Genomic DNA, 14,704 nt, shown 5'->3' with positions numbered 1-14,704 from the left:
TAAGCACGCAGAGACCGAGGTACGGGCGCTCACGGGCGCGGGAGCGGTCTGAGACGGCCCTCGGGACGCGCGGGACCGGGACCCCTGCCGGACACGTCGAGCCCGGCGTGGCGGCAGGGGGCCGGTTCCGCCGTGTTCAGTGACTGGCCACCCATGCGTAGCGGTGCTCGGGTCGGCCCGTGTCCCCGTACTTGAGACTGAGCCGGACCCGGCCCGTGCGCTCGAGCAGTTTCAGATAGCGCTGTGCGGTCTGCCGGCTGATCCCGGTGCGGTCGGCCAGTTCCTGGGCCGAGAGCGGCCCCTCGGCGCTCATCATGGCCTTGCGCACGAGGTCCGCCGTCGTGGGGGAGTGCCCCTTGGGCAGTTCCGGCGCGGGCGTGGCCGACAGCGCCCCGAAGATCCGGTCGACCTCGGCCTGTTCGGCCTCGCCGCCGCCCTCCAGGGTGCGTCGCAGAGCCGCGTAGGCCTCGAGCCTGTCGCGCAGTCCGGCGAACGAGAACGGCTTCACCAGGTACTGCAGCGCTCCGTGGCGCATCGCGGCCTGGACCGTCGCGACATCGCGCGCCGCGGTCACCATGATCACGTCGATCTGGTGACCGCGTTCGCGTACCGTGCGGGCCACCGAGAGTCCGGTCTCGTCGGGCAGGTAGTGGTCGAGCAGGACGAGATCGACGTCCAGTTCCTCGATACGGGCCACGGCCTCGGCCGCGCTGTACGCCTTGCCCACCACCTGGAAGCCGGGAACCTTCGCCACATAGGCGGCGTTCACGTCCACCACGCGCGCGTCGTCGTCCACGACCAGGACGTCGATCATCACACCTCCTCGGTCACGTCGGGCGCGGGCTCCCGCGCCGTGGATCCGCCGAGCGCCTCCGGGAGGACGACCGTGAACGCCGCGCCCCCGGACGCGGACTCGGCCACCGTGGCGGTGCCGCCCTGGCGCTCCGCGAGCCGTCGGACGAGCGCCAGCCCGATGCCCCGCTTCCCGTGTGCGGGCGGCTCCTTCGTGGACCAGCCTTCCACGAAGACGCTCTCGCGCTGGTCGGCGGGGACCCCCGGTCCGGTGTCGCGCACCGTGAGCACCGCGGTCCGCCCCTCGGCTCGCAGGGCCACCTCCACGCGCGGGTGGCGCGTGGAGGCGGCCGTCGCGTCGAGTGCGTTGTCCACCAGGTTGCCGACGATCGTGACGAGACCGCGCGGATCGACAAGGCGGTCGGGCAGAGCCGTGTCGGACGAGACGCCGAGGGCGACGCCTCGCTCCGCCGCGACGGTGGCCTTGCCAACGAGGAGAGCGGCGAGCAGCGGGTCCTGGATCTTCTCCGTGATCTGCTCGGCGGTCGCCCGGTGGGCTCCGGTCACTTCACCCACGAATTCGGCGGCCTCCTCGTACATCTCCAGTTCGAGGAGGCCGAGCAGGGTGTGCATGTGGTTGGCGTGCTCGTGGTCCTTCGCGCGCAGGGCGTCGATCAGGCCCCGGGTGGAGTCCAGTTCACGCCCCAGCTGCTCCAGCTCCGTCCGGTCGCGGAGGGTGACCACGGCGCCGCCGTCGTCGGTCGGCATGCGGTTGGCGACCAGGACGCGCTGTCCGCGGACGGTGAGCAGATCGGTTCCGGTGACCTGGCCCGCGAGCACGTCCGTCGTGCGGCCGGGCCCGAGCGCCGTCTCCAGGGGTTCGCCGATCGCCGCGCCGCCGACGCCGAGGAGGCGCTGTGCCTCGTCGTTCAGGAGCCGGATCCGGCCGTCGTGGTCGAGAGCCACCACGCCCTCCCGGATGCCGTGGAGCATCGCCTCGCGCTCGGTGAGCAGCGCGGCGATGTCGGAGAAGGCCAGGTCGCGCGTCTGTCGCTGCACCCTGCGCGAGATCAGGTAGGCGGCCAGGGCGCCGACGGCGAGTGCGCCGCCCGCGTAGGCGAACAGACCGGGGATCGCGTGGATCAGCCGGGCGCGGACGCTGTCGTACTCGATGCCGACCGACACCGCGCCCAGGATGGCCCCGTCAGCGCCCCTGAGGGGCACTTTCCCGCGTGCGGAGCGGCCGAGGGTGCCGTCGTCGATCTCCATGACCTCGTGGCCCGCCAGCGCGTCGTGAGGGTTCGTCGAGACGACCTTGCCGATCCGTGCGCGGTCGGTGTGGGACCAGCGGATCCCGCGCATGTTCATGATCACGACGTACTCGGCGCCGCTCGCCCGCCGGATGCGCTCGGCCTCGGCCTGCACGGGACCGCCCGGGGTCGGGCGCGACGCCTCGAGGTCTGCCGCGATCTGGGGCTGGGCCGCCGTGGTCTGCGCGATGGCCAGGGCGCGGCGCATCGCCTGATCGTCCAGTTGATCGCTCAGGGGCGCCAGGAACAGCCCGGTGGCCAGCACCGCCACTCCGGCGGCGATCGCCACCTGCATGAGCAGCACCTGGGAGAAGACGCGCCGGGGCATCCCGAGGCGCAGTCGGCGGGCGGGGGAGGTCGTGCTCATGATGACGAACGGTACGGGCCGGTCCGCCGGGTTCAGTACCCCTTGTGGTGCGGATCTCGTCCGGCTGCCTCTTGCGGTGCGGATCGCGTCCGGCACGGCGCGCTGCGCCACACCACCAGAGATGCCGCGTTCTCCGCCCGGGGTATTGCGGTCGTCGGCCGATGGGGTGCTAGGAGCCCTGCGGCCCGGCGTCACACCGGGCCGCGCGCAGTTCTACCGGGAAGGGCTGAGGGCTGCCGACGGCGCGGCCACCTCGTGCACCGCCACCACATCCATCCGGGCCGGTGACCCGAGGGCGCCACCGCAGCTCTCGGGACGCGGCGGCGCCGACGCGCGCTGAGCCACGCCGACCGTCCATCGCCGCCCGTCCTCGTGCGCGACGGTCACCTCGAAGCGCGGCTCGTCGCCGTCGACGGCCAGGGAGTCGAACACGTCCAGGGCGCCCGCACGGCTCTCGGGGAGCATGCGCCGCACGGCCAGCTCAGCGGCCTGTCCGGGCCGGTCCCAGGCGGAGTTCCCCCGGCACCCCTCGGTGACGATCCTGTCCGCGCGGACGGCCGCAAGGATCTCCCGGACGGAGGCCGGAGTGACCCGCCCGTACGCGTACCCGTACGGCAGGACCAGGAGGGTGGGCGAGAAGCGGTGGCCGCCGAGATGCGTGACCTCCCAGACGCCTTCCTCGCCGGCCGCGTCCAGCTCGGCCGCCAGGGGACGGCCCAGCAGCGCACAACAGCGGTCGCGCTTTCCGTTCGTGCAGACCAGGGCGAGGGGCGCGCCGCCGTGCGGTTCACCGAAGCCGCCGTGGTCGCCCGCTCCGAGTGCGGCGAAGTCGAGCGCCCGCAGCTCTTCCGGGGAGGTCACCGTGCCGCTGCGCAGCCAGGCGTTACCTGGTGCGGTGTGCGCCAGGTAGACCTGGTGGCGTGTCGGGGCGTGCGTGTCGGCGTGACGGCCGGGACGCCGCACGAGCGCGACCCGTACGCCGGTTCCCTCCGCGGCGGATTCCAGGGCGCGGCCCACGGCGGGGTCGAGGTGGCTGGAGGTCAGGGCCTTGGCACCCCACGGGCCGGGCTGCTCGATCAGCAGCCAGGTCCGCGCGGTCGCCGCGGTCCCGGCGATCGGCTCGTCCAGGTCCCGCGAGGCGGTCGCGCACGTACTCACGCAGTGGAGCCTAACCTGACCTTCCTGCCCCGCTTCACGCTCCGGCCGACCCCGGTCGGGCACCGGGTGGCGCGGGCAGTGGCTGGGGCGGCCGGGCGCCGATGTAGTGCCCCGTGGGGCGCATCCGCAGGGGCCTCTCGTCGTACTCCTCCAGGGCGTGTGCGATCCACCCCGCGGTGCGCGCGACCGCGAAGATGGTCTCCCCGGCCTCCTCGGGCATGCCGTACGACGTCGTCAGGACGGCGAGCGCCAGGTCGACATTGGCGTGCAGATCGGTGTGGCGGGCGGTCGTCGCCACGACGTCGTGCGCGGCGGCCAGTGCCGGACCGGCCCCGGGGAGCCCTTCGAGCGCCGTGAACAGCGCCTGAGCGCGTGGGTCCTCGCCCTTGTAGTGCCGGTGTCCCAGGCCGGGGATGCGCCGGCCTGCGCGCAGTTCGTCCGCCACGGCGGGGCCCGCGTTGCCGCGGTCGAGCACCTCGAGGAGGAAACGGTGGGCCAGGCCGCTCGCCGCTCCGTGCAAGGGGCCCTCCAGGACGCCGAGGCCGGCCGAGACCGCCGCGTACGCGTGCGCGCGCGCCGACGCGGCCACGCGGACGGCGAGGGTGGACGCGGCGAGGTCGTGGTCGACCAACAGCGCAAGTGCCTGGTCGAGCACACGCAGTGACGCCTCGTCAGGGTGCTGGTGCGACAGGCGCCCCCACAGGCGCTGAGCAATGGGCGGCCCGTCGGTGTACGTGGCGGACCGGAGCGGGAGCGTGGCCGCCAGGGTCGGGATGAGGGCCCGCGCGGCCCCCAGGACCGAGGGCTCGGAGAGGTCGTAGCGGAGGGGGTCGGCCGAGGCGGATGCCACCGCGGCGACCCTGAGCCGGTCCACCGTGCCGGCGTGCTCGGGCAGCGCGCCGGCCGCGCGCCGGGCCGCGGTCAGGGCGTCCTTGGGGGCGGTGAAGCGCGCGCCGGGGCGCAGTGCGCCGGTCCAGAGCCACTCCGCGACCTCCTCGAAGGAGTGAGCGGCCGCGAGCTGCGTCGCGTCGACCCCCCGGAAGAAGTACCGGTCCTCCTCGATGAGGGTGAGGCGGGTTCTCACGGACAGCTCGGCGAGTCCTGAACTCGGGGCGCTCTCCCGCCTGTTGCGTCCTGCCAGTGCGTCCACCTCGGCGGCGTCGAAGGTGCTGCCGCGACGCCCGGGCCCGCGCCTGCTCGTGAGCTGGCCGCGGCTCACGTAGGCGTAGACCGTCTCGGGCTTCACTCCCAGGCGCTCGGCGGTCTCGCGGGTCGTCAGTCGGCGGGGTTCAGGGGCGCCTGCCCGTTCTTGGTCCCTCATGCGCGTCACCGTATCCGTCAAGCATGTATTGATTCAATCAATATTGACAGGCTTGAAGTCAAGAGTGGACAGTTGAATCAAGTTCAGGGAGGAACACATGTCGCTCAACGGGACCTCGGCCACCGCCGCCACCCCCGCCATCGACGTACCGCGCGGCCTCGCGGGCGTCGTCGTCACCGACACCGCACTCGGGGACGTCCGAGGGCGCGAAGGCTTCTATCACTACCGCCAGTACTCGGCCGTCGAGCTCGCTCGGACCCGCAGTTTCGAGGACGTCTGGTACCTGATGATCCACGGCGAGCTTCCGCGCCGGGCGGAGTCGGAAGCCTTCGCGCGCAGGACCGCCGAGCTGCGCCGCCTGCCGGACGAGGTCAGGGCGGCCCTGCCTGGTGTGGCACGCGCCGGGGCGGTGTCCGGTCCGCTCGCCGGCCTGCGGACGGCGCTCTCGCTGTTCGGCGCCTCGCAGGGCTTCCGGCCCGTCTACGACATCGACGCCGAGCGGCGCCGTGAGGACACGCTGGCTGCCGCGGCCGTCGTCCCGACCATGCTGACGGCGCTGCACCGGCTCGGCGAGGGGCTCGAACCGGTGGAGCCGCGCGAGGACCTCTCGTACGCCGCCAACTACCTGTACATGCTCACGGGTTCGGAGCCGGACCCATCCCGCGCACGGGCCGTGGAGCAGTATCTGATCTCAACCATTGATCACGGCTTCAATGCGTCAACATTCACGGCGCGGGTCATCGCCTCGACCGGAGCGGACGCCGCCGCCTGCCTGGTGGGCGCCGTCGGGGCGCTCTCGGGCCCCCTGCACGGCGGAGCGCCGAGCCGCGCGCTCGACACGCTCGACGCCATCGGCACGCCCGACCGGATCGACCCCTGGATCCGTGAGCGGGTCCTCGCGGGCGACCGGATCATGGGCTTCGGGCACCCCGTCTACCGCACCGAGGACCCGCGTTCGCGCATGCTGCGAGGCATCGCCGAGGGGTTCGGCGGGCCCCTGGTCGCATTCGCCGTGGAGGTGGAGCGGCACGTGGAGGCGATCCTGGCCGAGCTCAAGCCCGGCCGGGAGTTGCACACGAACGTGGAGTTCTACGCCGGGGTCGTCATGGAGCTGTGCGGCCTGCCGCGCGCGATGTTCACCCCGACCTTCGCCGCGGCGCGGGTGGTCGGCTGGAGTGCCAACATCCTGGAGCAGGCGGAGGATTCGAAGATCATTCGCCCGGCGGCGCGGTATGTGGGGGTGGAGCCGCCGGTGGCGGTGCCGCCGCTCGACTGATCGGTTCGGACCGGCTCTGTGCGGGCCGGTCCGATGTCACGCGTCCGGAATGTCCCTCTTGGCGCGGAGCAGGGTCTCCCGGTTCACGATCACGATGCGTTCGTAGTCGGCGACCCCCGCGTCCGCCGGCAGCTCCGCCCTGAGCCTTTCGGTCGCCTCGGTCCCGATCACGGCGAAGTCGCCGTCGCTGAGCTCGAAGACATCGGGGCAGGTGGCGCCGGAGCTGCTTCCACGTGCGCTCGGGGGCACCCCGATGCGGCGTACGATCTTCAAGTGAACCGGTCTTTCTCGGGCCTGGGCGGACCTCTCCTGCTTCGGTGAAACAGTAGAGGCTCGTGCGCCGTGAGGATACCGATGTGCCTTGCCTCAGGGCGAGTTGGCCACTGAAATTTCACTCGGACGGCGGCTCGCCCACCACCCACCACGACTCCTCGCTCTCGGACGCCGCCTCGATCTCCTGGAACAGCGTCTCGGCCATGCGCCCGATCCGGGCCTCGCTGCAGTCGGGGTCCAGGTTGATGCGGTGAGGGCGGGTGATCTCCCAGTACTCGCGAATGTAGGCACTCTGGAAGAGTTCGCGGAGCACGCCGAACAGCTCGCGCTGGTCGAACAGTCCTGCCTCGTAGTTGTGGAACGCGTTGACGTACCAGAGGTTGGCGTACATGAGCTGCCGCCTCTTCTCGGGCGTGAGCTCCACTCCGTAGTTGTCGATCACGACCGCGAGCTCAGGGTCGTCGATGGCCTTGCTCAGCAGTTCCCAGTGCATGCGGCGCTGCTCGGCGCGTGCCTGCCGCCGCAGCTCTTCCGTGTCCGTTCTGGGGCCGGGGCCGAACCGCTGCCACAGATGGGTCGCGGCGCACCCTGTCAGGGCGCCGACGACCGCCGTCGTCACATGCCGACGTGCCCGGTGACTCTTTGTGACCATGTCAACCCCCGAATCAGGCGACCGTGCGCCGGTCGTCGGTTGTGGGTCGACGGATGCGGGGACCGGCGAGCGGTGGGCGGCGCGCTTGCAGTCTCCCGGGGCGCCGAGCGGCTCTGATCGGCTGGGAGGCGAAGAGAAGGCGCGCGGGGGTGCTCACGGAGCGGAAACCGGCGCCATGCCCAACGTCTGCCCACGCAGCACCGTTAGCAATCGTTCACTTCATGGGGTTTCTACGCGCTCGTATTCTGGGGCGCCAGTCATCCTTCTACGGGCGCCAGTCATCCTTCGTACGAGAGCCGGTCCCGTGTCCGGCGCACGCTTCGGTGTGAGAGAGGTCGCGTTGAGCAAAGCCAGTCCGCAGCAGATCCCCGTCGTCGTCCTCGCGGGCTTCCTCGGCTCGGGGAAGACGACCCTGCTCAATCACCTCCTGCACCACGGCGGAGGCACCCGGATCGGTGCCATCGTCAACGACTTCGGGTCGATCGAGATCGACGCCATGGCCGTCGCGGGGCAGCTCGGCGACTCCACCGTGTCGCTCGGCAACGGTTGTCTGTGCTGTGCCGTCGACGCCAGTGAACTTGATGTCTATCTCGACAAGTTGACTCGCCCTGTCCATGACGTCCATGCCATCGACGTCATCGTCATCGAGGCGAGTGGCATCGCCGAGCCGCAGGAGCTCGTGCGGATGGTGCTCGCGAGCGACAATCCGCGTGTCGTCTACGGAGGCCTCGTCGAGGTCGTCGACACCGCCGAGTTCGACGCCACCCGCGAGAAACACCCCGAGGTGGAGCGCCACCTGGGCCTCGCCGACCTCGTGGTCGTGAACAAGGCGGACCGGGTCACCGACGCGGAGCGGACGCGGGTCCTCGACGCCGTGCGGGCGGCGGCGGAGCGTGCGGCCGTCGTGACCGCCTCCTACGCGCGGATCGACCCCGAGCTGCTGTTCGACTGCCGGCCCACCGAGGAGCGGATCGGACAGCTGTCGTTCGACGACCTGCACCGGCACGACGGGAACCGGTCCGACGACGGGAACCCGTCCGAGAGCCAGGAGCCGGACGGCGGGCGCGGGCACGAGGAGCACCTGCACGCCGCCTACGAGAGCGTCGCGTTCACCTCCGACGTGGCCATGGACCCACGTCGGCTGATGGCGTTCCTCGACGGGCGCCCGGACGGGCTGTACCGCATCAAGGGGTACGTCGATTTCGGCACGGGGGACACCCTCAACCGGTACGCCGTGCATGCCGTGGGCCGCTTCCTGCGGTTCTACCCGGAGCCGTGGCCCGCGGGAGAGCGTCTGACGCAGCTGGTCCTCATCGGCGCCGGGATCGACGCAGAGGCGCTCCACAAGGAGCTCGGTGCCTGCCGGAGCGACGAGGCCGCAGGGACGCCTACGGACGTCACGGACGCCACGCACACACGTGACGTTCCGCACGCCTCACAGGGCGAACGCTCACACGTCCCGAGCATCGCGGACGAACGCGCCATGTGGGGCGTCCTGCGCTACGTACAGGACAAGGGCGACGAAGCCCCGGACGCGCCGGAGGCGGCCCACATGCCCTCGGGCACGTAGGCCGCCCTGGCGCGCACAGGCCGCCGCCGGGAGGACTACACCGGGCCGGCCACCACCGCGACCGTCTTCTGGAGCGAGACCCCCGACCCGTCGCGCCGCGGGTCGATCTCCGGCAGCTCGGCCGGTGTGCCGTTCTTCTGCGCCGCGCGCGCGGGGACCGGGCCGGCCCAAGCCAGGCTCAGGCAGTCCTCGCCCTTCAGGAAGCGCTGACAGCGCACGCCGCCGGTGGCGCGGCCCTTGCGCGGGTACTGGTCGAACGGCGTGAGCTTCGCCGTCGTCTGCACGGAGTCGTCCAGCGTGCCCCGCGAGCCGGCCACGGTGAACACCATGGCATCCACCGCCGGGTCGACGGCGGTGAAGGAGATGACCTTCGCTCCGGTCGCCAGCTTGATGCCCGCCATGCCGCCTGCCGCACGCCCCTGCGGGCGCACGACGGACGCCTGGAAGCGCAGCAGCTGGGCGTCGTCCGTGACGAAGACCAGGTCCTCCTCGCCGGTGCGCAGCTCGACCGCGCCGACGATGCGGTCCCCGTCCTTGAGGGCGATGACCTCCAGCTCCTCCTTGTTGGCCGGATAGTCGGGCACGACGCGCTTCACGACGCCCTGCTCCGTGCCGATCGCGAGCCCGGGCGACGCCTCGTCGAGCGTGGTGAGGCACACGACCGTCTCGTCCGCCTCCAGGGACGGCAGGAACTCGGTGATCGGCGCACCCCCCGACAGGTTCGGAGCGGAGGCCGTCGGCGGGAGCTGCGGCAGGTCGATCACGTTCAGCCGCAGCAGCCGGCCGGTCGAGGTGACCACGCCGACCTCGCCCCGGGCCGTCGCGGGCACCGCCGAGACGATCACGTCGTGCTTGACGCGCTTGGCTCCCTCGTCGGCGTCGAGGGGTTCGTCCGAGGCGGTACGCGCGAGGAGGCCCGTCGAGGAGAGCAGGACGCGGCACGGGTCGTCGGCCACCTGGAGCGGAACGGCGGCCACAGGCGCGCCCGCGGACTCCAGGAGCACGGTGCGGCGGTCGGAGCCGAACTTCTTCGCCACCGCGGCCAGTTCGGCGGAGACCAGCTTGCGCAGCTCGGCGTCGGAATCCAGGATGCCGGTCAGCTCGTCGATCTCGCCGTTGAGCTTGTCGCGCTCCGCCTCCAGCTCGATGCGGTCGAACTTGGTGAGCCGGCGCAGCGGGGTGTCCAGGATGTACTGCGTCTGGATGTCGCTCAGGGAGAAGCGCTCCATCAGGCGCTCCTTGGCATGCGCGCTGTTGTCGCTGGAGCGGATCAGCCGGATGACCTCGTCGATGTCCAGGAGGGCGACGAGGAGACCCTCCACCAGGTGGAGGCGGTCCTGCTTCTTGCCGCGGCGGAACTCGCTGCGGCGGCGCACCACGGTGAAGCGGTGGTCCAGGTAGACCTCGAGGAGCTCCTTGAGGCCGAGCGTGAGCGGCTGGCCGTCGACCAGCGCCACGTTGTTGATACCGAAGGACTCCTCCATCGGCGTCAGCTTGTAGAGCTGCTCCAGGACGGCCTCGGGCACGAAGCCGTTCTTGATCTCGATGACCAGGCGCAGACCGTGCTCGCGGTCGGTGAGGTCCTTGACGTCGGCGATGCCCTGGAGCCGCTTCGAGCCGACCAGTTCCTTGATCTTCGTGATGACCTTCTCGGGGCCCACCGCGAAGGGCAGCTCCGTGACGACCAGGCCCTTGCGGCGCGCCGTCACGGCCTCCACCGAGACCGTCGCCCGGATCTTGAAGGTGCCGCGGCCCGTCTCGTACGCGTCCCGGACGCCGGAGAGGCCGACGATCTTGCCGCCCGTCGGCAGGTCGGGCCCGGGGACGTACTTCATGAGCGTCTCGAGGTCGGCGCCCGGGTGCCGGATCAAGTGGCGGGCGGCCGCGATCACTTCGCCCAGATTGTGCGGCGGCATGTTCGTCGCCATGCCGACGGCGATGCCGGAGGCGCCGTTCACCAGCAGGTTCGGGTACGCCGCCGGGAGGACGACGGGCTCCTGCTCCTGGCCGTCGTAGTTCGGTGCGAAGTCGACCGTGTTCTCTTCGATCGACTCGGTCATCAGGGAGGCAGCCGCGTCCATGCGGCACTCCGTGTACCGCATCGCCGCCGGGCGGTCGTCATTGCCCAGCGAGCCGAAGTTCCCATGACCGTCGACCAGGGGGACGCGCATGGAGAACGGCTGAGCCAGGCGCACCAGGGCGTCGTAGATCGACGCGTCGCCATGGGGGTGCAACTTACCCATGACCTCGCCGACGACACGTGCGCACTTCACGTAGCCGCGCTCGGGGCGCAGGCCCATCTCGTTCATCTGGTAGACGATCCGCCGGTGGACGGGCTTCATCCCGTCGCGCGCGTCGGGCAGGGCGCGCGAGTAGATCACCGAGTACGCGTACTCCAGGTAGGAGCCCTGCATTTCGTCGACCACGTCGATGTCGAGGATCTTCTCCTCGAAGTCGTCGGGCGGCGGGGTCTTCGTGCTGCGGCGGGCCATCGCTGCTGCGGCTCCTTCACCAACATGAACGGGTACATGAACGAGAACTGTCGCGGACCATTGTGGACCGCCGCACTGACAACACCGATCGCGACCCGTCCATACCGGCTGGTTCGCCGCCGGTGACGGGGGCGCGGCAGGCGCGCGCAGGGCGGGCGGCAGCCGCCGGAGAGGCACTTTCCGCTCGCTTACGGCGTAGCCCCGGCGGGAACTTCGCCAGGTACCAGCACGCTTGCATACAGTGGCGGGACTGGCAGCAGTTCTGCGCTTTCGTGCAGTTCTCCGCGATCGAAGGGACGTACATGCCCATGGGTCACACGGCCGAGGCCGAGGCCGGCTCCGGCGGCCTGACAGCGACCGAGCACCGGCTGGCCAACGGCCTGCGCGTGGTGCTCTCCGAGGACCACCTGACCCCGGTCGCGGCGGTCTGCCTCTGGTACGACGTCGGCTCGCGTCACGAGGTCCAGGGCCGGACGGGCCTGGCCCATCTCTTCGAGCACCTGATGTTCCAGGGCTCGAAGCAGGTCTCGGGCAACGGACACTTCGAGCTCGTCCAGGGCGCCGGCGGCTCGCTCAACGGCACGACGAGCTTCGAGCGGACGAACTACTTCGAGACCATGCCCGCGCACGAGCTGGAGCTGGCGCTCTGGCTGGAGGCGGACCGCATGGGTTCGCTGCTGACGGCCCTCGACGAGGAGTCGATGGAGAATCAGCGCAATGTGGTGAAGAACGAACGCCGCCAGCGCTACGACAACCTGCCGTACGGCACCGCGCGCGAGAAGCTGTTCGCCCTCATGTACCCCGAGGGCCACCCGTACCACCACACGCCGATCGGCTCCATGGCCGACCTGGACGCGGCCACCCTCGAGGACGCCCGTGCGTTCTTCCGCACCTACTACGCGCCGAACAACGCGGTGCTCTCCGTGGTGGGGGACATCGACCCCGAGCAGACGCTCGCCTGGGTCGAGAAGTACTTCGGCTCCATCCCCGCGCACGAGGGCAAGCCCGTCCCGCGTGACGGATCCCTGCCCGACGTGCTCGGCGGGCAGCACCGCGAGATCGTCGAGGAGGAGGTTCCGGCGCGTGCCCTGATGGCCGCGTACCGGCTCCCCGCTGACGGCCCGCGCGCGTGCGACGCGGCCGACCTCGCCCTGACCATGCTCGGCGGCGGTGAGTCGTCGCGGCTCTACAACCGCCTGGTGCGCCGCGACCGCACGGCGGTCGACACGGGCTTCGGCCTGCTGCGTCTGGTCGGCGCGCCCTCCCTCGGCCTTCTCCAGGTCGTCGCCTCCGGCGACGTGGAGGTGCCGGTGATCGAGGCCGCCGTCGACGAGGAGCTGGCGCGGTTCGCCGAGGAGGGCCCGAGTCCCGAGGAAATGGAGCGGGCCCAGGCGCAGTTGGAGCGCGAGTGGCTCGACCGGCTCGGGACCGTCTCCGGCCGGGCCGACGAGCTGTGTCACTACGCCGTGCTGTTCGGCGACCCGACCCTGGCGTTCACCGCGGTGCAGCGCGTCCTGGACGTGACCGCGCAGGAGGTCCAGGAGGTCGCCAAGGCGCGCCTGCACGCCGCCAACCGCGCGGTCCTCGTGTACGAACCCACGGCGCCCGCCGGTGACGGCGCGGACGGCGACGACAGCAGCGACAGCGACAGCGACCCGAGCGACGAGGAGGCGGGCCGGTGACCGAGCAGCTCGCGAGCATGGACTTCCACCCGCGGCCGCAGGCCGCCGCCGCCCGGCCCTGGGCCTTCCCGGCCCCCGCGCGCAGCACTCTGGGCAACGGACTGACGGTGCTGCGCTGCGACCGTCCGGGCCAGCAGGTGGTCGCCGTCGAGATCAATCTGGACGCCCCCCTCGAGGCCGAGCCCGCGGGGCTCGACGGCGTCGCCACGATCATGGCGCGCGCCTTCACCGAGGGGACCGACCGCCACTCCGCGGAGGAGTTCGCGGCGGAGCTGGAGCGCTGCGGCGCCACCCTGGACGCGCACGCGGACCATCCCGGTGTGCGGGTCTCCCTCGAGGTGCCCGTCTCCCGCCTCCCGAAGGCGCTCGCCCTCCTGGCCGACGCCCTGCGCGCCCCGGCGTTCGACGAGAGCGAGATCGAGCGCCTGGTGCGCAACAGGCTCGACGAGATCCCGCACGAGAGCGCCAACCCGCCGCGGCGCGCGTCGAAGGAGTTCTCCAAGCAGCTTTTCCCCGCCGACTCGCGGCTGTCGCGCCCCCGCCAGGGCACCGAGGAGACGGTCGAGGCGATCGACGCCGGGGCCGTCAGGGCCTTCTACGAGCGGCACGTCCGTCCGGCCACCGCCACGGCGGTCGTGGTCGGCGATCTGGAGGGTGTCGACCTGGACACGCTCCTGAAGGACACCCTGGGCGCCTGGACGGGTGACACGGCGCAGCCGTGGCCCGCCAGGCCGATCACCGCCGACGACACGGGCCGGGTCGTCATCGTGGACCGCCCCGGGGCCGTCCAGACCCAGCTGTTCATCGGCCGCGTCGGACCGGACAAGCACGATGCGGTGTGGGCCGCGCAGTTGCTCGGCACGTACTGCCTCGGCGGCACCCTGACGTCGCGTCTGGACAAGGTGCTGCGCGAGGAGAAGGGCTACACCTACGGGGTGCGGTCCTTCGCGCAGGTGCTGCGTTCGCTGCCGGACGGCACCGGCGCCGCGCTGCTCGCCATCAGCGGCTCGGTCGACACGCCCAACACCGGTCCTGCGCTCGAGGACCTCTGGACGGTGCTGCGCACCCTCGCGGCGCAGGGCCTCACGGACGCCGAGCGGGACACCGCGGTGCAGAACCTGGTGGGAGTGGCCCCGCTCAAGTTCGAGACGGCGGCCGTGGTCGCGGGCACGCTCGCCGACCAGGTGGAGCAGCATCTGCCCGACGACTTCCAGGCGCAGCTGTACCGCAGGCTGGCCGAGACGGGCACCGTGGAGGCCACCGCGGCCGTCGTGAGCGCGTTCCCCGCGGACCGGCTGCTGACGATCCTGGTGGGCGACGCCGCGCAGATCGAGGAGTCCGTCAAGGCGCTCGGTATCGGCGAGGTGACGGTGGTCGCGGCCTGACACGCGGCCGGCGGGACGCGCGGAGACAGGCCCCGGAGGCACGTCAGCCTCCGGGGCTTCGTCACGTCTCCCGGGGCTCCAGGAGTCACGATTGATCCGCTATTGATCAGCCGTCCGACCCGACGCGAGTCGCAAATGCCCGAATTGGCATAGAGGTTGCCCGTGTGGCCTGTGGCATGCGCTACAAAAGCGGGGATCCGTTTGTTGATTGAAAGATGTCCCGCTTAGCGTCGGTCCGGCTGTCCGCCACCTATGTGCCGCGCCCGCGACACGGGGCAGTCATCGCCGAGTCCCCCACGGCGCGAGCCAGGGGAGCCGGGGACCCACCGCAGTCCCTGGGGTGAATCGGACGGCCTTCCCGCACGGGGAGGGAGTCCGTAGGAGACCTTCCTGCTCCGAACCCGTCAGCTAACCCGGTAGGCGAGA

The 14,704-nt window shown here is 71.4% G+C and carries 11 protein-coding genes and 1 riboswitch; of the genes, 4 read left to right on the top strand and 7 right to left on the bottom strand.

The window, feature by feature from the left end:
- Positions 1–136: 136 nt before the first annotated feature.
- The 4 genes from GTW43_RS35400 to GTW43_RS35385 all read right to left on the bottom strand — a co-directional run bounded on the left by GTW43_RS35400 (position 137) and on the right by GTW43_RS35385 (position 4,948).
- On the bottom strand, positions 137–814 hold the full coding sequence (locus GTW43_RS35400; protein ID WP_161306071.1) for a response regulator: 678 nt from the start codon (positions 812–814) through the stop codon (positions 137–139).
- Complete coding sequence (locus GTW43_RS35395) at positions 814–2,469, bottom strand: sensor histidine kinase (protein WP_202502345.1); 1,656 nt, start codon at positions 2,467–2,469, stop codon at positions 814–816. The genes GTW43_RS35400 and GTW43_RS35395 overlap by 1 nt, the downstream gene beginning before the upstream one ends.
- 213 nt (positions 2,470–2,682) lie before the next feature.
- Complete coding sequence (locus GTW43_RS35390) at positions 2,683–3,627, bottom strand: sucrase/ferredoxin-like family protein (protein WP_161306070.1); 945 nt, start codon at positions 3,625–3,627, stop codon at positions 2,683–2,685.
- 34 nt (positions 3,628–3,661) lie between these two features.
- Positions 3,662–4,948 carry a citrate synthase gene (locus GTW43_RS35385; RefSeq protein WP_161306069.1) on the bottom strand — a complete coding sequence of 429 codons (1,287 nt, stop codon included), beginning with the start codon at positions 4,946–4,948 and terminating at the stop codon, positions 3,662–3,664.
- A 97-nt stretch (positions 4,949–5,045) separates the two neighbouring features.
- Between GTW43_RS35385 and GTW43_RS35380 the strand changes: the two genes are divergently transcribed.
- Entirely contained in the window at positions 5,046–6,224 is a 1,179-nt protein-coding gene (locus GTW43_RS35380; protein WP_161306068.1) for a citrate synthase/methylcitrate synthase, read from the top strand.
- A 36-nt stretch (positions 6,225–6,260) separates the two neighbouring features.
- Here the strand turns inward: GTW43_RS35380 and GTW43_RS35375 are convergent, their stop codons facing one another.
- Positions 6,261–6,497: a hypothetical protein gene (locus tag GTW43_RS35375; RefSeq protein WP_161306067.1), complete on the bottom strand. Its 237-nt coding sequence runs from the start codon at positions 6,495–6,497 to the stop codon at positions 6,261–6,263.
- Positions 6,498–6,615: 118 nt separating this feature from the next.
- A complete protein-coding gene (locus GTW43_RS35370; RefSeq protein WP_202502344.1) occupies positions 6,616–7,149 on the bottom strand; it encodes a DUF6082 family protein in 534 nt (177 codons plus the stop codon).
- A 340-nt stretch (positions 7,150–7,489) separates the two neighbouring features.
- Between GTW43_RS35370 and GTW43_RS35365 the strand changes: the two genes are divergently transcribed.
- Positions 7,490–8,719, top strand: a complete 1,230-nt coding sequence (locus GTW43_RS35365) for a GTP-binding protein (protein WP_237536981.1) — start codon at positions 7,490–7,492, stop codon at positions 8,717–8,719.
- A gap of 35 nt (positions 8,720–8,754) precedes the next feature.
- Here GTW43_RS35365 and GTW43_RS35360 read toward each other — a convergent pair whose 3' ends face one another.
- The gene (locus GTW43_RS35360) at positions 8,755–11,211 is read right to left on the bottom strand and encodes a DNA topoisomerase IV subunit A (protein ID WP_161306065.1); all 2,457 of its coding nucleotides are present in this window, start codon (positions 11,209–11,211) and stop codon (positions 8,755–8,757) included.
- Positions 11,212–11,519: 308 nt separating this feature from the next.
- Between GTW43_RS35360 and GTW43_RS35355 the strand changes: the two genes are divergently transcribed.
- Entirely contained in the window at positions 11,520–12,893 is a 1,374-nt protein-coding gene (locus GTW43_RS35355; RefSeq protein WP_161306073.1) for a pitrilysin family protein, read from the top strand.
- 17 nt (positions 12,894–12,910) lie between these two features.
- Entirely contained in the window at positions 12,911–14,278 is a 1,368-nt protein-coding gene (locus GTW43_RS35350) for a pitrilysin family protein (protein ID WP_161306072.1), read from the top strand.
- A gap of 273 nt (positions 14,279–14,551) precedes the next feature.
- Positions 14,552–14,704, top strand: a riboswitch (cyclic di-AMP (ydaO/yuaA leader). This riboswitch is flagged as partial in the annotation.

The sequence above is a fragment of the Streptomyces sp. SID5785 genome, from assembly GCF_009870065.1.
In the GTDB taxonomy this organism is placed as follows: domain Bacteria; phylum Actinomycetota; class Actinomycetes; order Streptomycetales; family Streptomycetaceae; genus Streptomyces.
The sequence above is the reverse complement of the archived record's forward strand: the minus strand, read 5'-3'. Positions and strand labels throughout refer to the sequence as shown.